Genomic DNA, 15,564 nt, shown 5'->3' on the forward strand with positions numbered 1-15,564 from the left:
CCGGGGCTCGGGTGCGCCTGACTCCGCAGCCCGCGGAACCCCCGGCCGGTCTGCCGGTACCGTCCTGTCATGGGCATCAGAGCTGTCGTATGGGACGTCGACGACACCCTTTTCGACTACACCACCGCCGACCGGGCCGGCATGCGGGCACATCTCACGGCCGAGGGCCTGCTGGACGGCTTCGCGACCGTCGAGCAGGCCATCGCCCGCTGGCGGGAGATCACCGACGCCCAGTGGGCGCGGTACGCGGCCGGGGAGGTCTCCTTCGAGGGGCAGCGCCGCGACCGGGTCCGGGTCTTTCTGGGGAGGGGCCTGCCCGACGACGAGGCCGACGCCTGGTTCCAGCGCTACCTGACCCACTACGAGGCCGCCTGGGCGCTCTTCCCGGACGTCCTGCCCGTCCTCGACGCCCTCGCCGCCAGCCACCGACACGCCGTGCTGTCCAACTCCAGCGTCCACGTCCAGGAGCACAAGCTCCGCACCCTCGGCGTCCGTGACCGCTTCGAGGCTGTGCTGTGCGCCGCCGAGCTGGGCGTCTCCAAGCCGGACGCCCGGGCCTTCCGTGCCGCCTGCGACGCCCTGGGGCTCGCCCCCCACCAGGTGGCGTACGTCGGCGACCATCCGGAGATCGACGGGCGGGGCGCCGCCGAGGCGGGTCTGCTGTCGGTCTGGATCTGCCGTGACACCGCGCTCATCAGCGGCGACGCCACCGAGGGCCCCCACCGGATCTCGTCCCTCGCCGAACTCCCCGCGATCCTCCGCGCCGATACCCGTTTTGGAGCGCCGTCCACCTTCAGGTAATGTTCTTCCTGCGCCGCGGGGAGCGGGCCGGAAGGCCGGAATCTCCAAGCGCAGAACTAGAACAAGATCCCCTCAGGGGCTTGCGTTCCAGTGGCCTATGGTGTAATTGGCAGCACGACTGATTCTGGTTCAGTTAGTCTTGGTTCGAGTCCAGGTAGGCCAGCTCGCAGAGCTCATCTGCACCCGCGGATCTCATCCGCAAGCCCCCGTTGTGTAGCGGCCTAGCACGCTGCCCTCTCAAGGCAGTAGCGCCGGTTCGAATCCGGTCGGGGGTACGGATCCTTCCAGGATCACATGGGCCCCCGTTGTGTAGCGGCCTAGCACGCCGCCCTCTCAAGGCGGTAGCGCCGGTTCGAATCCGGTCGGGGGTACTGAAAGGTCTAAACCACCTTTGGTCTATGGTGTAATTGGCAGCACGACTGATTCTGGTTCAGTTAGTCTTGGTTCGAGTCCAGGTAGACCAGCTGATCTGCGGAAACGCATGATCCACGCCCCCGTTGTGTAGCGGCCTAGCACGCCGCCCTCTCAAGGCGGTAGCGCCGGTTCGAATCCGGTCGGGGGTACGCAGTCGACAGGGCCCTCCCTCGGGAGGGCCCTTGTTCGTGGGTCACTTCCCGCCGAACCGGCGGCGTGACTCCTCCGCCTCCGCCAGCCGTCGCAGACTCAGCAAGCACCGGGTCGTACAGCACTGTCGTGCCACGGCTGCCTCCACCTGTTCGTTCGGCGTCGCGTGGCGCTCCACCAGGTCCAGGTCGGTGACCGCGATCCGCTCCATCGCCCGGGCTAGGGCTCCAAGTCCTCGAGGGCGCAGGGACAACCGAGTCGGGACAGCGCGGTGACCGCGGTCACCGGCATCCCGTACGCGGGTGAGGCAGGCTCTCCGGACGGGCCGGGCGTGGCAATGTAGCTCCAGCCGAGCCGGTCCAGAAGCGCGCCATGCTCGCGGAGCTCGCACGGGACGAGGACAGCGGACTGCTCGGCTACAAGTCCCGGTTGAGCGGGGTGCGGGAGCCGTACTGGTCCAGTACTGGGAGTCGAAGGAGAAACTCCTCGCCTACGCCGCCGCCCCGGACAGGAACCACCGGCCGGCCTGGGCCGCCTTCAACCGGCGGCTGCGCGAGGGGAAGGGAAAGGTCGGCTTCTGCCACGAGACGTACGTCGTGCCGGCCGGGTCGCATGAGTCGATCTACATGGACATGCCCGAGTTCGGCCTGGGCAGGGCCACGGGTGTGGTGCCGGTCGTCCGCCGGGACGACCGGGCCGCTGACCGGATGCGGATCTCCCGAGGGCGTCGTTCGCGCGTCGAAGGGGAGCGGGAGGGGCCTGCCGCGGCGTTGAGGCCGGCCCCCTCGCTGACTTCTGCCGGATCAGCCCGAGCGGCGCAGCGCCTCGGAGAGCCGGGCGGCCGCGTCGATGACCGCCTGGGCGTGCATACGGCCCGGGTGGCGGGTCAGGCGCTCGATGGGACCGGAGACGGACACCGCGGCCACGACGCGGTTGGAGGGGCCCCGTACGGGCGCCGAGACGGACGCCACGCCCGGCTCGCGCTCGCCGATGGACTGGGCCCAGCCGCGGCGCCGCACGCCCGACAGGGCCGTCGCCGTGAAGCGGGCGCCCTGCAGTCCGCGGTGCAGTCGCTCGGGCTCCTCCCAGGCCAGCAGGATCTGTGCCGAGGAGCCCGCCTTCATGGTGAGTGTCGAGCCGACCGGGACCGTGTCCCTGAGGCCGGACAGGCGTTCCGCCGCGGCCACACAGATGCGCATGTCACCCTGGCGCCGGTAGAGCTGCGCGCTCTCGCCCGTGATGTCGCGGAGGTGGGTCAGCACCGGGCCCGCCGTCGCCAGCAGGCGGTCCTCGCCCGCCGCCGCGGCCAGCTCGGCCAGCCTGGGGCCGAGAATGAAACGGCCCTGCATGTCGCGCGCCACCATGCGGTGGTGCTCAAGCGCCACGGCGAGGCGGTGCGCCGTGGGTCGTGCCAGTCCGGTGGCGCCGACCAGGCCCGCGAGGGTGGCCGGACCGGACTCCAGAGCGCTCAGGACGAGGGCCGCCTTGTCCAGAACGCCGACGCCGCTACTGTTGTCCATGCAACGATACTCACGTCTCACTCTGTGAAACGCAAGTTCAATTTTTCGTGGAACGCGCCACCCTTGATGTCACGGCGGCCCGCGGACCATCGGGCCCGGCGGCACACACCCGGAAACCAGGGGTACGGGCGCCGCCACCCCAAGATCTCTAGTTGGGTCGGTGCACTCTTTGCCGACCGGAGGGAAAGCGATGGGTAGGACACTCGCGGAGAAGGTCTGGGACGACCATGTCGTCCGGCGCGCCGAGGGCGAGCCCGACCTCCTCTACATCGATCTGCACCTGCTGCACGAGGTGACCAGCCCGCAGGCCTTCGACGGGCTGCGCAAGAGCGGCCGCCAGGTGCGCAGGCTCGACCTCACCATCGCGACCGAGGACCACAACACCCCGACCCTCGACATCGACAAGCCCATCGCGGACCCCGTCTCCCGCGCCCAGCTGGAGACGCTGCGCAAGAACTGCGCGGAGTTCGGCGTCCGCCTGCACCCGCTGGGCGACGTCGAGCAGGGCGTCGTGCACGTCGTCGGCCCCCAGCTGGGCCTGACCCAGCCCGGCACGACGGTCGTCTGCGGCGACTCGCACACCTCCACGCACGGCGCCTTCGGTGCGCTGGCCTTCGGCATCGGCACCTCGCAGGTCGAGCACGTGCTGGCCACCCAGACGCTGCCGCTGGCCCGCCCGAAGACCATGGCGATCACGGTCGACGGCGAGCTGCCCGAGGGCGTCACCGCCAAGGACCTGATCCTCGCGATCATCGCGAAGATCGGTACCGGCGGGGGCCAGGGCTACATCCTGGAGTACCGCGGCTCGGCCATCGAGAAGCTCTCGATGGAGGCCCGGATGACCATCTGCAACATGTCGATCGAGGCCGGCGCCCGCGCGGGCATGATCGCCCCGGACGAGACCACCTTCGCGTACCTCAAGGGCCGCCCGCACGCCCCCGAGGGGGCCGACTGGGACGCCGCCGTCGAGTACTGGAAGACGCTGCGGACCGACGACGACGCCGAATTCGACGCCGAGGTCCACATCGACGCCTCCGCGCTCTCGCCGTTCGTCACCTGGGGCACCAACCCGGGCCAGGGTGCGCCGCTTTCGGCGTCCGTCCCCGACCCGGCTTCGTACGAGGACGCTTCGGAGCGCCTGGCCGCCGAAAAGGCCCTGGAGTACATGGGGTTGGATGCCGGGCAGCCGCTGCGCTCCATCAAGGTGGACACCGTCTTCGTAGGCTCCTGCACCAACGGCCGTATCGAGGACCTGCGCGCCGCCGCCTCGATCCTCAAGGACCGCAAAGTCGCCGACGGCGTACGGATGCTCGTCGTGCCGGGCTCCGCGCGCGTGGGTCTGCAGGCCGTCTCCGAGGGCCTGGACGTGGTCTTCAAGGAGGCCGGCGCCGAATGGCGGCACGCGGGCTGCTCGATGTGCCTCGGCATGAACCCCGACCAGCTGGCCCCGGGCGAGCGCTCCGCGTCCACCTCCAACCGCAACTTCGAGGGCCGGCAGGGCAAGGGCGGCCGGACGCACCTGGTCTCGCCGCAGGTCGCCGCCGCCACGGCCGTCCTCGGTCACCTGGCGTCCCCCGCCGACCTGTCCGACGCCGACACTCGTACGCCCGCTGGAGTCTGAGAGTCATGGAAGCATTCACCACGCACACCGGCCGGGCCGTCCCGCTGCGCCGCAGCAACGTCGACACCGACCAGATCATCCCCGCCCACTGGCTCAAGAAGGTCACGCGCGACGGGTTCGAGGACGGGCTGTTCGAGGCCTGGCGCAAGGACCCGGAGTTCGTGCTCAACCGCCCCGAGCGGCAGGGCGCCACGGTGCTGGTCGCCGGCCCCGACTTCGGCACCGGCTCCTCGCGTGAGCACGCCGTCTGGGCGCTGCAGAACTACGGTTTCAAGGCGGTCATCTCCTCCCGCTTCGCCGACATCTTCCGCGGCAACTCGCTCAAGAACGGGCTGCTCACGGTCGTCCTCGAGCAGAAGATCGTGGACGCGCTCTGGGAGCTCACGGACAAGGACCCCACTGCTGAGGTCACTGTGGACCTTGAGGCTCGTGAGGTTCGCGCCGAGGGCATCACCGCCGCCTTCGAACTGGACGAGAACTCCCGCTGGCGGCTGCTGAACGGCCTCGACGACATCTCCATCACGCTCCAGAACGAGGCCGACATCGCCGCGTACGAGGCCCGCCGCCCCTCCTACAAGCCGCGGACGCTCCAGGTCTGACGCAGGTCCGACACCCGGCCCTCGCGCAAGAGCTGGTTTCGGCCAACGCAGCACTGCTCTGTACCCCCAATCGTGGACGGTTGGGGGTACAGCCGTATCCGCCCCCGGAAGGGTCCGCGGGGCGCCGCGATGGTCATCAACTACCGCAGTTACAGAGGTCATTGCCTGGGTACCCGCATCTTGACACCCTGATGTGCCGAGGCGCCCGGAGGGCTTCCAGGGCGCGGCAGTTGCCCCCAGCGGGGGCGACAACTCGCCCCAGATGGCACAATCTGTGCATGGACAACGACGGCCAACTCCAGCTCTATACGGCGGTCGCGGGCCAACTCAAGGAAGCGCACGCAAGGGTGCGCGCACTGCAAGTCCCGGAGGGCGTACGGATGGCGCTGACCCGGAAGCTGCTGGTCATCACGGCCGCGGCCAAGCACGATCCCGCCGAAGCGGCCCGGCGTCTGGAGCGGTTCATGGGCGACCTCGACGAGGAGCGCATCCCCGAAGAGGAAGTCTGAGGCGGCCGAGTCTGTTGCGGCACAAGGGTGATAAGCCCGTTTCGTGTTTGATTTGCGGTATATATCTGCCTAACGTGCGAAAAGCTTGAACACTTTCGTTCCGGCGATGTCTCCGAAGGGGAAGACGTGAACAAGGCGCAGCTCGTAGAAGCGATTGCCGACAAGTTGGGTGGCCGCCAGCAGGCCGCCGATGCTGTCGATCATGTCCTGGACGCCATCGTCCGCGCTGTCGTCGCGGGCGAGCGGGTCTCGGTCACCGGCTTCGGTTCGTTCGAGAAGGTCGAGCGTCCGGCCCGTTACGCCCGCAACCCCCAGACCGGCGAGAGGGTTCGGGTCAGGAAGACCTCCGTGCCGCGCTTCCGCGCGGGCCAGGGCTTCAAGGACCTGGTGAGCGGCACGAAGAAGCTCCCGCGCGGCGGTGAGGTCGCCGTCAAGAAGGCGCCCAAGGGCAGCCTGTCCGGCCCGCCGCCCACCATCGCCAAGGCTGCCGGCAAGAAGGCCGCCGCCAAGAAGGCGGCACCGGCCGCGAAGAAGGCCGCGGCGAAGAAGGCGCCCGCCAAGAAGACCACGGCGGCGGCCAAGAAGGCCGCGGCGAAGAAGGCGCCCGCCAAGACCACGGCGGCCGCCAAGAAGACCACCGCCAAGAAGACCACCACGAAGAAGGCGGCGAAGAAGGCCCCGGCCAAGAAGGCTCCGGCCAAGAAGTCGACGGCACGGAAGACCACCGCCAAGAAGACCACCGCCCGCAGGTAACCGGGGCGCACGGGCACTCACGCGCCGGGCCGGGCTCCCGTCAGGAGCCCGGCCCGCGGTGTGTTCAGAACGTGTACAGGGTCACCAGCGTGATCCGCCGGCCCTCACCCTCGCCCTCCATGTCGACCCGCACCCGCTGTCCCGGCCGCAGCAGGCGCAGCCCGCCCGCGTCGAACGCCGCCGCGTCGAAGGGGACGGGGGTGCCGTCGTCGAGCAGCACCTGCCCGGTGCGGCTGTCGGGGTCGTAGGTGTACGCGGTCGCCTGCATGACCGCAGCCTATCGGCGCCGGCGGGCGGCGAGCCCGGCGGCAGGGGCTCGGAGGCGGGACCGTGCGCAGACGGGACCTGGAGGCCCGTCGAGGTGGCGCCACGGTGCCCGGGGCCGCCTGGCGGCGGCCCGCACGCACTGTCGGCAGTCGGTACCGTCCGCGGAGGGAGTCGTGGCCCCTCTCCGGCTCACCATCCGCCTCCGTGCGTCGCACGAGCGCCGGCCGCGCGTACCGGGCGGCGGCTGTCGGCCGGTCGCACCCGGTCACGGGCCCGCCGTACCGGGCACTCGCCGGAGGCGTCCGTCAGCCCCCCGGCTGCCCGGGAATCAGCAGCCGGGCCGTAGCCGCCGTGGTGTGCGGGCCCACGCCCAGGGACAGGGCCGCACGCAGGTCGTCGCCGGTGTCCACGTCCTGGCGTACCGAAGGCACCTCGTCGAGGTCGAGTTCCACCGCTCCCGACGCGCGATGACGTGCCCGGGAATCAGGGCCGAACGACGGCCGCAATTCACCGCCGGGTGTCGCGGCCAGCAGCGTCGTCCCGATTCCGGCGGCGTCCGGCAGAAAAGCGCGCGGGAATTCCGCGGCCGCGTCCAGGACCCGGGCCAATTCCACGGGCCGCAGCGCCGGAAGATCCGCGTTGAGCGCCGCCACCGCACCGAGCGGGCGTAGCGCCCGTACGGCGGCCGCACCGTGCGCGAGCGCGGCGTTCAGCCCGCCCGCCGGCTCGTCCGGGACGATCCGGGCACCCAGGGCCGCCAGCTCCCGCCCGGCCGCTGGGTCGTCCGTGACGACCGCCACATCACGCACCGCGGCACACGCCAGCGCCGCGGCCACCGTGTCCTGCGCGAAGGCGAGCGCCAGCCCCGGACGCACCGCGTCCGCCGCGGTGTCCGAGAGTCTGCTCTTGGCCTGCGCCAGGGCCTTCAGGGGTACGACCACAGTCCACTGCACGAGCGCTCCGTCCCTGTCCTCGTCGCGCCCATTGTCACCCGCCCCCATGGAGAACATGTGCGAAGCCGCACGCAGCGCGGTCGTCGGAGACAGGCGGGCGTACGGTGTTCTCGACAGACGGGCGGCCTGGGGCGACACTTGTGCGGCCCACAGCCAAGCGCCAGGCCCCTCGTGCCGGGTCTCTAGAGGAAGGTGTCCGCGTGCCCCGCCGCAGAATCGGCTTCTGGTACCGCTTCGCAGCGGTCCTCTGCAAACCGCCGCTGGTGGTTCTGCTCAAGCGGGACTGGCGCGGAATGGAGAACATTCCGGCCGAAGGTGGATTTATCACCGTGGTGAACCACAATTCCCATGTGGACCCCTTCGCCTACGCCCACTTTCAGTACAACACCGGGCGCGTTCCCCGATTCCTCGCGAAGAGCGGCCTTTTCAAGAAGGGATTCGTCGGTGCCGCGATGCGCGGCACCGGCCAGATCCCCGTCTACCGCGAGTCCACGGACGCGCTCAGCGCCTTCCGGGCCGCCATCGACGCCGTGGACCGAGGCGAGTGCGTCGCCTTCTACCCCGAGGGCACCCTCACCCGCGACCCGAACGGCTGGCCCATGACCGGCAAGACCGGTGCCGCCCGCGTCGCCCTGCAGACCAGGTGCCCGGTCATCCCCGTCGCCCAGTGGGGCGCCAACGAGCTGCTGCCGCCCTACGCCAAGAAGCCCAACCTCTTTCCGCGCAAGACGCACCACGTGCTCGCCGGCCCGCCCGTGGACCTCACGCGCTTCTACGGCAAGGAGATGTCCCCCGACGTCCTGAAGGAGGCGACGGAGGTCATCATGGCCGCCATCACGCGCCAGCTGGAGGAGATCCGCGGCGAGAAGGCGCCCGAGAAGCCGTACGACCCGCGCGAGGTGCGCATCCAGCAGCGCCGCCGGTCCGCCGCACAGCAGAAGGCACGGGAGAAGGAGGGGCAGGGCCAGTGAGCAAGCCGGTCAAGGCGGCCGTGTTCGGAACGGGATCGTGGGGGACGGCATTCGGCATGGTGCTCGCCGACGCCGGGTGCGAGGTCGCCCTCTGGGCGCGCCGCGCCGAACTCGTCGAGGCGGTCAACTCCACCCGTACGAACCCGGACTACCTGCCGGGCGTGGAACTCCCCGGGAACCTGCGCGCCACCACGGACCCCGCCGAGGCCGCGCGCGACGCCGACTTCGCGATACTCGCGATCCCCTCCCAGACCCTGCGTGGGAACCTCGCCGAGTGGGCGCCGCTGCTCGCGCCCCACACGATCCTCGTCTCCCTGATGAAGGGCGTCGAACTCGGCTCCGCCATGCGGATGAGCGAGGTCATCGAGGACGTCGCCAAGGTCGTCCCGGAACGCGTCGCCGTCGTCACCGGGCCCAACCTGGCCCGTGAGATCGCCGCGCGCATGCCCGCCGCCGCCGTGGTCGCCTGCACCGACGAGGCCGTCGCACAGCGGCTGCAGACCGTCTGCCACACGCCGTACTTCCGCCCGTACACCAACACGGACGTCGTCGGCTGCGAACTCGGCGGCGCGGTCAAGAACGTCATCGGCCTGGCGGTCGGCATCGCGGACGGCATGGGCCTCGGCGACAACGCCAAGGGCTCGCTCATCACCCGCGGGCTCGCGGAGACGACCCGGCTCGGGCTCGCCATGGGCGCCGACCCACTGACGTTCTCGGGACTGGCCGGGCTGGGCGACCTGGTCGCGACCTGCTCCTCGCCGCTGTCGCGCAACCACACCTTCGGCACCAATCTCGGCAAGGGCATGACGCTGGAGGAGACCATCGCTGTCACCCGGCAGACCGCCGAGGGGGTCAAGTCCTGTGAGTCCGTGCTGGATCTGGCCCGCCGACACGGAGTCGACATGCCGATCACGGAGACGGTCGTCGGCATCGTCCACGAGGGCAAGCCCCCGGTGGTCGCCCTGAAGGAACTGATGTCGCGCAGCGCGAAACCCGAACGACGCTGAGCGATCCCGCCCCGTTTTGATCGTTCGCCTGCGGGGCGCACGCTGACCCAGGGCACTGCCTACGGGTACTCTCATCGCGATATGAGCACCGAGAACCTCCCCCAGAGCCCTGGGCAGCCGCCCCGCAAGCCGCGTGTCGCCGTCGTCTTCGGCGGCCGCAGCTCCGAACACGGGATCTCCGTGGTCACCGCCGGCGCGGTGCTGCGCGCCATCGACCGGACGAAGTACGACGTCCTGCCGATCGGCATCACCCAGGAAGGCCGTTGGGCGCTCACCGCCGATGCGCCGGAGCGCATGGCGATCACCGAACGCCGCACGCCCAGCGTCGAGGACCTCGCGGAATCGCAGGAGGGCGGCGTCGTCCTGCCCGTCGACCCGGCGAGCCGCGAAGTCGTCTACAGCGAGCCCGGTTCGGTACCCAAGGCGCTGGGCGAGGTCGACGTGGTCTTCCCCGTGCTGCACGGCCCCTACGGGGAGGACGGCACCCTCCAGGGTCTCCTGGAGCTGTCCGGCGTCCCGTATGTGGGTTCGGGCGTGCTCGCCTCGGCCGTCGGCCAGGACAAGGAGTACATGAAGCGGGTGTTCGCCTCGTCCGGGCTCAAGGTCGGCCCCTACGTGGTGATCCGGCCGCGTGAGTGGCAGCGCGACGAGTCCGCCGCCCGCAAGAAGATCGTCGACTTCGCCGGCGAGCACGGCTGGCCGCTGTTCGTGAAGCCGGCACGGGCGGGTTCGTCGATCGGCATCACCAAGGTCGAGGACCTCTCCGGCCTCGACGAGGCGATCGCCGAGGCTCAGCGCCACGACCCGAAGATCATCGTCGAGGCGGCGGTGCGGGGCCGGGAGATCGAGTGCGGCGTCCTGGAGTTCGAGGCCGGTCCGGGCGCCTCCGTACCGGCCGAGATCCCGCCGCCGGACACGCACGCCTACTACGACTTCGAGGCGAAGTACATCGACTCCACGCCCGGCATCGTGCCCGCTCCGCTGACCGACGAGCAGACCGCCGAGGTGCAGCGGCTCGCGGTGGCGGCGTTCGAGGCCGCGTCCTGCGAAGGGCTGGTCCGCGCCGACTTCTTCCTGACGGAGGAGGGCGAGTTCGTGATCAACGAGATCAACACGATGCCCGGGTTCACGCCCATTTCGATGTACCCGCAGATGTGGCAGGCGAGCGGGATCTCCTACGGCGAGCTGGTCGACCGCCTGATCCAGGCGGCGCTGAACCGCTCCACCGGGCTGCGCTGAGGACCGTACGGCTCGGAGCCCGTGCCACATCCGTTCTCAGGAGGCGATCCCCTCGGGGATCGCCTTCTTGATGGCCGGGGCGACATCGACGAGCGGCGCCATGCCGCCGGCGGTACGCGCCTTCGGAATGCTCACCTCGACATACGCCTGCCGCAGCGTCGTCGTGAACCGGAACGACCCGTCGTTCTCCTTCTGCAGCAGCCAGCCCACCCCGTTGACCTCCACACCGTCGGCGTCCGGGTCCGACATCTCCGCGGGCCGCGCCACCCCGCAGCGCAGTATGATCGCCGGGCTTCCCCAGCCCGCCGTCAGCGCGGACCGGGGCTCGGGGTCGTTCCGGCCCTGGCCGCCCACCTTCCGCGGCAGCATCTCGTCCAGGTTCCGGCACAGCTTCGCGACTTTCGCGTCCGGGCTGGGAACCGCGGCCGAGGGGTGCGCGTCGCTCGAGGAGCAGCCCACGGCGGCGATCAGCAGGGCGAGGGCGGGCAGACCGAGCAGCCGGTGACGCAGGTTGTTCACCGGGCAAGCGTAGACGGGGGCTACAGGTGCACCACCGGGCAGGTCAGGGTGCGGGTGATGCCGTCCACTTGCTGGACCTTCGCGACCACCATGCGGCCGAGTTCGTCGACGGTGTCGGCCTGGGCGCGCACGATGACGTCGTACGGGCCCGTCACGTCCTCGGCCTGGATCACCCCAGGGATCTTGCTGATCGTCTCGGCGACGGTCGACGCCTTGCCGACCTCCGTCTGGATCAGGATGTACGCCTGTACCACGGAACCTCCAGGGCGGCCACGAGGATCATGTGGAGAGAAGGGACGCCACGGTACCGCGTCGTCGCTCACCGAGGGGAGACCTGCGGGGGCTGTGGCGTGAGCGCCGGGCAACACCGGCGATGCAAGGTGACGGTCGAGACGACCGTACCGAGGACGATGAGGGCTCGCGACCGGGCGCGGAAGGCAAGAGAAGGGGACGTACGACGATGAAGGGCACCGTGGGCGAGCTGGGCGAGTTCGGGCTCATCAGGGAGCTCACCTCCCGGCTCACCACCACCCCGGCGGTCCGGGTCGGCCCCGGCGACGACGCCGCGGTGGTCGCCGCGCCCGACCGCAGGGTGGTGGCGAGCACCGACATCCTGCTGGAGGGCCGGCACTTCCGCCGCGACTGGTCGACGGCCTACGACGTCGGCCGCAAGGCGGCCGCGCAGAACCTCGCGGACATCGCCGCCATGGGCGCCGTGCCGACCGCGATGCTGCTCGGTCTGGTCGTCCCCGCCGAACTGCCCGCCACCTGGCCCACCGAGCTGATGGACGGCCTGCGCGACGAGTGCCAGGTCGCGGGCGCGGCGGTGGTCGGCGGCGACGTCGTACGCGGTGACACCATCATGATCTCGATCACCGCGCTCGGCGACCTGCGCAACCAGGAGCCGGTCACCCGGGCCGGCGCCCAGCCCGGCGACGTGGTCGCCGTCACCGGCTGGCTCGGCTGGTCCGCGGCCGGGTACGCGGTGCTCTCCCGCGGCTTCCGCTCGCCGCGCGCGTTCGTGGAGGCCCATCGGCGCCCCGAGCCGCCGTACCACGCCGGTCCGGCGGCCGCGGGGCTCGGCGCCACCGCGATGTGCGACGTCAGCGACGGGCTCATCGCCGACCTCGGGCACATCGCGGAGGCGAGCAAGGTGCGGATCGACATCCGCTCCGGCGCCATCGACATCCCCTCCCAGATGAACGACATCGGGCAGGCCGTGGGCGTGGACCCCCTGCAGTGGGTGCTCACGGGCGGTGAGGACCACGCGATCGTCGCCACCTTCCCGCCGGATGTGAAACTCCCGGCCCGCTGGAAGGTGATCGGCGAGGTCCTCAACCCGTCGGCGCTGCCCCAGGTGACGGTCGACGGGGCGCCGTGGACCAGCAAGGGCGGCTGGGACCACTTCTCGGACATCGAGTAGCAGCCGGGGTCTCACAACGGGTACTCCGGCAGCCCGATGGCCGTCGCCGCCTTCTCCGTCAGCCGTTTGAAGAACCCCGCGAGAGGCCGGGAGCCCAGCGGCCGGTACATCCGAATCCCATGCCGATCCGCCGCTCGGCGGCCGGTGCGAAGAACGGGCCCGCGTTGCCGGAGATCTTCTGGCAGCCCTGGGCGAAGTCCCGGATCCTCGCCTCGTACGCCACCAGGGCGCTGCGGAGACGGCGAGGCGGTAGCCGGTGGGGCGGCCTCGATCTCCGAGTGGGGCCCCGCCGCCTGCACAGCCGGGAGATCTGCGGCTGGAGGGCGCCCGCGGCTCCCGCGGGCGGCTCGTCGCCGTACAGGCCGTCGGTGAGGCGCTCGGTGGACACCGTCCGCCCGACGTCGAGGAGGAGCAGGGTGAGGAGTGCCCGGGGGCGGGGCCGTCGGCGCCGAGCGGGGTGCCCTCCTCGGTGCGGACGTCGAGGGGCCGAGGATGCCGAAGCGTATGCGGCGGATCCTGGCAGGCCACGCCCGCGCGGGCACAGCAAAAAGCCGGCCCACCGAGGTGGACCGGCTCAGTGCAGCGAACCAGCGGTGGCCGCGCGCTTAACTGGGCGTCAGCGCGAGACCTTGCCGGCCTTGATGCACGAGGTGCAAGCGTTCACGCGCTTCGGCGTCCCGCCCACCACAGTACGTACACGCTGGATGTTCGGGTTCCAGCGACGGGACGTACGGCGGTGCGAGTGCGAGATGTTGTTGCCGAAGCCCGGCCCCTTGCCGCAGACGTCGCAGTTGGCAGCCACGGGTCACTCCAAAGACTTCAGATGCACTTACGGTTGTGGTCCCGGCATGCCGGGATCGAGATCGCAGGATCTGAGTGGCGCTGCCGGGGGAAAACGCCCGACCTGGATCGGGCAACCGGAGCAGCATACATCGGCTGCGCCCGTAGAACGAAACTACCACGGTCGCGCCGCACCTCGTCGCGGCCCCGTGGGCGGCCCGACCACCGGCGGCCCCGGCCCTCTTCCGGCCCGGACCCCTTGTGGGTCTACGCTGCCTCCCACGTCCAGCAGCTGAAGGAGGCGCAGGTGGCGCAGGTGCCGCAGCCCTTGGATGCTCTCGCGGTGCGCACCTGGTGCTCTCTCGCCCTTCAGGCGCTGGGGCGGGCGCGCGAGGAGATCGACGCGATCAACGTCTACCCCGTCGCCGACGGGGACACCGGCACGAACCTGTATCTGACCGTGGAGTCGGCGGCGGCGGCAGTCGAGGCGGTATTCGCCGGCTACGAGACGGGCGCCGCCGGCAGCGAGGGGCGGCCGGCGCTCGCCGACGCCGTACGGGCCATGGCGCACGGCGCGCTGATCGGGGCCCGCGGCAACTCCGGGACGATCCTCGCGCAGCTGCTGCGCGGCATGGCACAGGTGCTCGCCGCCGACGGTGAGACGGCCCATGCCGATGCGCAGGGGCTGCGGCTCGCCCTGAGGCAGGCCGCCGACTCCGCTCGCCAGGCCGTCGCGCACCCCGTGGAGGGCACCGTGCTGAGCGTCGCCTCGGCTGCCGCCGACGCGGTCACCGGCGCCGAGGGCGACTGCGGCAGCGTCGCACGGGCGGCGTTCGAGGGAGCGCGGGCGGCCCTGGCGGCGACGCCCGGGCAATTGGCGGTCCTGGAGCGCGCCGGAGTCGTCGACGCGGGCGGCCGGGGGCTGGTGGCGGTGCTCGCGGCGCTGGTGGAGACGCTCACCGGCGAGACGCCCCGGGTGGCCGTGGAGGCGCCGGCCGCCGCCTCCGACGGCCGCGCGCGCGTGCCGGACCCCAGGATCACCGTGCCCCGCCAGGGGTCCGGGGACTGCTCCGCCGACGGGGGTGGGCCCGCGTACGAGGTGATCTACCTCCTGGAGGCCGACGACACGGCCGTGGCGCGGCTGCGGGAGCGGCTCGACGCGCTCGGGGACTCACTCGTCGTGGTCGGCGGGGACGGGCTGTGGAACGTCCATGTGCACGCCGACGACGCGGGCGCCGCCGTGGAGGCGGGCATCGAGGCCGGGCGGCCGCACCGCATCCGGATCACCCACTTCGGCGCCGATGACGCGCACACCGCGGGCGCCGGGCGACCGCCGCGCGAGCGGGTGCAGCGGGCGGTGGTGGCCGTGGTGCCGGGCGAGGGCCTGGCCGGGCTCTACCAGGAGGCCGGGGCGACCACCGTGCTCGCCCGCCCGGGGGAGCCCCCGGCGAGCGGGGAGCTGGTGGAGGCGGTACGGCGGGCGCACGCGCGCGAGGTCGTGCTCCTGCCCAACGACGCCGACCTGCGCCACACCGCGGCAGCCGCGGCCGAGCAGGCCCGCACCGAGGGCGTCCGGGTGGCGCTGATCCCGACCCGGTCCGCGGTGCAGGGCATCGCGGCGCTGGCCGTGCACGAGCCGGAGCGGCGCTTCGACGAGGACGTCGTGGCGATGACGTCGGCGGCCGGGGCGACCCGGTACGCCGAGGTGACCGTGGCGGCGGAGCGGTCCTGGACGATGGCCGGCATCTGCCAGGCCGGGGACGTCCTCGGCCTCATCGACGGCGATGTCGCGGTCATCGGCTCCGACGTCACGGTGACGGCCGAGACGGTCCTTGACCGCATGCTCGCGGCGGGCGGCGAGATGGTCACCCTGGTCCTCGCCGACGAGGCCCCGGAAGCCGTCGCGGAGCACTTGGAGGCGCGGGTGCGCGAGTCGTACCTGGCGGTGGACACGGTGGTGTACCGGGGCGGCCGTCAGGGGCCGCTGCTGCTGATCGGCGTGGAGTGATCCGGAGCGCCGCCGGGCGCCCCTCCCCGA

Annotated in this window: 18 protein-coding genes, 5 tRNA genes and 1 pseudogene; 16 read left to right on the forward strand and 8 right to left on the reverse strand. The window is 71.4% G+C overall.

Annotated features, from left to right (window positions below; genetic code table 11):
• The first annotated feature begins 69 nt into the window (after positions 1–69).
• The 6 genes from ACZ7L1_RS19230 (at position 70) to ACZ7L1_RS19255 (ending at position 1,364) form a co-directional block, all read left to right on the forward strand.
• A complete protein-coding gene (locus ACZ7L1_RS19230) occupies positions 70–801 on the forward strand; it encodes an HAD family hydrolase (RefSeq protein ID WP_471438583.1) in 732 nt (243 codons plus the stop codon).
• A gap of 91 nt (positions 802–892) precedes the next feature.
• Positions 893–964: transfer RNA gene (locus ACZ7L1_RS19235), tRNA-Gln, on the forward strand.
• Positions 965–1,003: 39 nt separating this feature from the next.
• Positions 1,004–1,076 (forward strand) — tRNA-Glu (locus ACZ7L1_RS19240).
• A 23-nt stretch (positions 1,077–1,099) separates the two neighbouring features.
• A tRNA-Glu gene (locus tag ACZ7L1_RS19245) sits at positions 1,100–1,172 on the forward strand.
• A gap of 21 nt (positions 1,173–1,193) precedes the next feature.
• Positions 1,194–1,265: transfer RNA gene (locus tag ACZ7L1_RS19250), tRNA-Gln, on the forward strand.
• A gap of 26 nt (positions 1,266–1,291) precedes the next feature.
• A tRNA-Glu gene (locus ACZ7L1_RS19255) sits at positions 1,292–1,364 on the forward strand.
• A 44-nt stretch (positions 1,365–1,408) separates the two neighbouring features.
• On the opposite strand, the gene ACZ7L1_RS19260 is transcribed toward ACZ7L1_RS19255, so the two are convergent.
• Positions 1,409–1,576, reverse strand: coding sequence for a hypothetical protein (locus tag ACZ7L1_RS19260; protein ID WP_471438585.1), 168 nt, complete (start codon positions 1,574–1,576; stop codon positions 1,409–1,411).
• A gap of 161 nt (positions 1,577–1,737) precedes the next feature.
• Between ACZ7L1_RS19260 and ACZ7L1_RS19265 the strand changes: the two are divergent.
• Positions 1,738–2,081: pseudogene (locus ACZ7L1_RS19265) on the forward strand (monooxygenase family protein); the annotation flags it as partial.
• Between the two features lie 87 nt (positions 2,082–2,168).
• Here the strand turns inward: ACZ7L1_RS19265 and ndgR are convergent.
• The gene (gene ndgR, locus ACZ7L1_RS19270) at positions 2,169–2,885 is read right to left on the reverse strand and encodes an IclR family transcriptional regulator NdgR (protein WP_039656563.1); all 717 of its coding nucleotides are present in this window, start codon (positions 2,883–2,885) and stop codon (positions 2,169–2,171) included.
• 190 nt (positions 2,886–3,075) lie between these two features.
• On the opposite strand from ndgR, the gene leuC reads away from it, so the two are divergent.
• The 4 genes from leuC (at position 3,076) to ACZ7L1_RS19290 (ending at position 6,367) form a co-directional block, all read left to right on the forward strand.
• Positions 3,076–4,506, forward strand: a complete 1,431-nt coding sequence (leuC, locus tag ACZ7L1_RS19275; protein ID WP_471438587.1) for a 3-isopropylmalate dehydratase large subunit — start codon at positions 3,076–3,078, stop codon at positions 4,504–4,506.
• A gap of 5 nt (positions 4,507–4,511) precedes the next feature.
• Positions 4,512–5,105 (forward strand): 3-isopropylmalate dehydratase small subunit, encoded by a 594-nt coding sequence (gene leuD, locus ACZ7L1_RS19280; RefSeq protein WP_471438588.1) that lies wholly within the window; start codon positions 4,512–4,514, stop codon positions 5,103–5,105.
• Between the two features lie 278 nt (positions 5,106–5,383).
• Positions 5,384–5,614: an SCO5555 family protein gene (locus ACZ7L1_RS19285; protein WP_471438590.1), complete on the forward strand. Its 231-nt coding sequence runs from the start codon at positions 5,384–5,386 to the stop codon at positions 5,612–5,614.
• Positions 5,615–5,740: 126 nt separating this feature from the next.
• On the forward strand, positions 5,741–6,367 hold the full coding sequence (locus ACZ7L1_RS19290) for an HU family DNA-binding protein (RefSeq protein ID WP_471438592.1): 627 nt from the start codon (positions 5,741–5,743) through the stop codon (positions 6,365–6,367).
• Positions 6,368–6,431: 64 nt separating this feature from the next.
• Here ACZ7L1_RS19290 and ACZ7L1_RS19295 read toward each other — a convergent pair whose 3' ends face one another.
• On the reverse strand, positions 6,432–6,635 hold the full coding sequence (locus ACZ7L1_RS19295) for a hypothetical protein (protein WP_471438594.1): 204 nt from the start codon (positions 6,633–6,635) through the stop codon (positions 6,432–6,434).
• A gap of 304 nt (positions 6,636–6,939) precedes the next feature.
• Entirely contained in the window at positions 6,940–7,587 is a 648-nt protein-coding gene (cofC, locus tag ACZ7L1_RS19300) for a 2-phospho-L-lactate guanylyltransferase (RefSeq protein WP_471438596.1), read from the reverse strand.
• 200 nt (positions 7,588–7,787) lie between these two features.
• Here cofC and ACZ7L1_RS19305 point away from each other — a divergent pair, with 200 nt between their 5' ends.
• From ACZ7L1_RS19305 to ACZ7L1_RS19315, 3 genes are all read left to right on the forward strand, one after another.
• On the forward strand, positions 7,788–8,558 hold the full coding sequence (locus ACZ7L1_RS19305) for a lysophospholipid acyltransferase family protein (protein WP_471438598.1): 771 nt from the start codon (positions 7,788–7,790) through the stop codon (positions 8,556–8,558).
• Positions 8,555–9,565, forward strand: a complete 1,011-nt coding sequence (locus ACZ7L1_RS19310) for an NAD(P)H-dependent glycerol-3-phosphate dehydrogenase (RefSeq protein ID WP_471438600.1) — start codon at positions 8,555–8,557, stop codon at positions 9,563–9,565. The genes ACZ7L1_RS19305 and ACZ7L1_RS19310 overlap by 4 nt, the downstream gene beginning before the upstream one ends.
• Before the next feature lie 81 nt (positions 9,566–9,646).
• Positions 9,647–10,804 carry a D-alanine--D-alanine ligase family protein gene (locus tag ACZ7L1_RS19315; protein ID WP_471438601.1) on the forward strand — a complete coding sequence of 386 codons (1,158 nt, stop codon included), beginning with the start codon at positions 9,647–9,649 and terminating at the stop codon, positions 10,802–10,804.
• Positions 10,805–10,840: 36 nt separating this feature from the next.
• On the opposite strand, the gene ACZ7L1_RS19320 is transcribed toward ACZ7L1_RS19315, so the two are convergent.
• Both ACZ7L1_RS19320 and ACZ7L1_RS19325 read right to left on the reverse strand, forming a co-directional pair.
• Positions 10,841–11,323, reverse strand: a complete 483-nt coding sequence (locus ACZ7L1_RS19320; RefSeq protein WP_471438603.1) for a DUF3515 domain-containing protein — start codon at positions 11,321–11,323, stop codon at positions 10,841–10,843.
• Positions 11,324–11,343: 20 nt separating this feature from the next.
• A complete protein-coding gene (locus ACZ7L1_RS19325) occupies positions 11,344–11,577 on the reverse strand; it encodes an Lrp/AsnC family transcriptional regulator (protein WP_028802415.1) in 234 nt (77 codons plus the stop codon).
• 206 nt (positions 11,578–11,783) lie between these two features.
• Between ACZ7L1_RS19325 and ACZ7L1_RS19330 the strand changes: the two genes are divergently transcribed.
• The gene (locus ACZ7L1_RS19330; RefSeq protein WP_471438605.1) at positions 11,784–12,746 is read left to right on the forward strand and encodes a thiamine-phosphate kinase; all 963 of its coding nucleotides are present in this window, start codon (positions 11,784–11,786) and stop codon (positions 12,744–12,746) included.
• Positions 12,747–12,804: 58 nt separating this feature from the next.
• On the opposite strand, the gene ACZ7L1_RS19335 is transcribed toward ACZ7L1_RS19330, so the two are convergent.
• Together ACZ7L1_RS19335 and rpmB are read right to left on the reverse strand one after the other, a co-directional pair.
• Complete coding sequence (locus ACZ7L1_RS19335) at positions 12,805–13,134, reverse strand: hypothetical protein (RefSeq protein ID WP_471438606.1); 330 nt, start codon at positions 13,132–13,134, stop codon at positions 12,805–12,807.
• A gap of 228 nt (positions 13,135–13,362) precedes the next feature.
• Positions 13,363–13,548, reverse strand: a complete 186-nt coding sequence (gene rpmB, locus ACZ7L1_RS19340; RefSeq protein WP_003993230.1) for a 50S ribosomal protein L28 — start codon at positions 13,546–13,548, stop codon at positions 13,363–13,365.
• A 285-nt stretch (positions 13,549–13,833) separates the two neighbouring features.
• Between rpmB and ACZ7L1_RS19345 the strand changes: the two genes are divergently transcribed.
• Positions 13,834–15,534: a DAK2 domain-containing protein gene (locus ACZ7L1_RS19345; protein ID WP_471438608.1), complete on the forward strand. Its 1,701-nt coding sequence runs from the start codon at positions 13,834–13,836 to the stop codon at positions 15,532–15,534.
• The last annotated feature ends 30 nt before the right edge of the window (positions 15,535–15,564 follow it).

The sequence above is a fragment of the Streptomyces sp. NPDC107546 genome, assembly GCF_055639175.1.

What these genes read in the sequence shown, in the direction of transcription:
- leuC (WP_471438587.1), top strand. Translation starts at nt 3,076, where the DNA reads ATGGGTAGGACACTCGCGGAGAAGGTCTGGGACGACCATGTCGTCCGG.
- ndgR (WP_039656563.1), bottom strand. Translation starts at nt 2,885, where the DNA reads ATGGACAACAGTAGCGGCGTCGGCGTTCTGGACAAGGCGGCCCTCGTC.
- leuD (WP_471438588.1), top strand. Translation starts at nt 4,512, where the DNA reads ATGGAAGCATTCACCACGCACACCGGCCGGGCCGTCCCGCTGCGCCGC.
- ACZ7L1_RS19330 (WP_471438605.1), top strand. Translation starts at nt 11,784, where the DNA reads ATGAAGGGCACCGTGGGCGAGCTGGGCGAGTTCGGGCTCATCAGGGAG.
- ACZ7L1_RS19230 (WP_471438583.1), top strand. Translation starts at nt 70, where the DNA reads ATGGGCATCAGAGCTGTCGTATGGGACGTCGACGACACCCTTTTCGAC.
- ACZ7L1_RS19285 (WP_471438590.1), top strand. Translation starts at nt 5,384, where the DNA reads ATGGACAACGACGGCCAACTCCAGCTCTATACGGCGGTCGCGGGCCAA.
- ACZ7L1_RS19295 (WP_471438594.1), bottom strand. Translation starts at nt 6,635, where the DNA reads ATGCAGGCGACCGCGTACACCTACGACCCCGACAGCCGCACCGGGCAG.
- ACZ7L1_RS19315 (WP_471438601.1), top strand. Translation starts at nt 9,647, where the DNA reads ATGAGCACCGAGAACCTCCCCCAGAGCCCTGGGCAGCCGCCCCGCAAG.
- ACZ7L1_RS19260 (WP_471438585.1), bottom strand. Translation starts at nt 1,576, where the DNA reads ATGGAGCGGATCGCGGTCACCGACCTGGACCTGGTGGAGCGCCACGCG.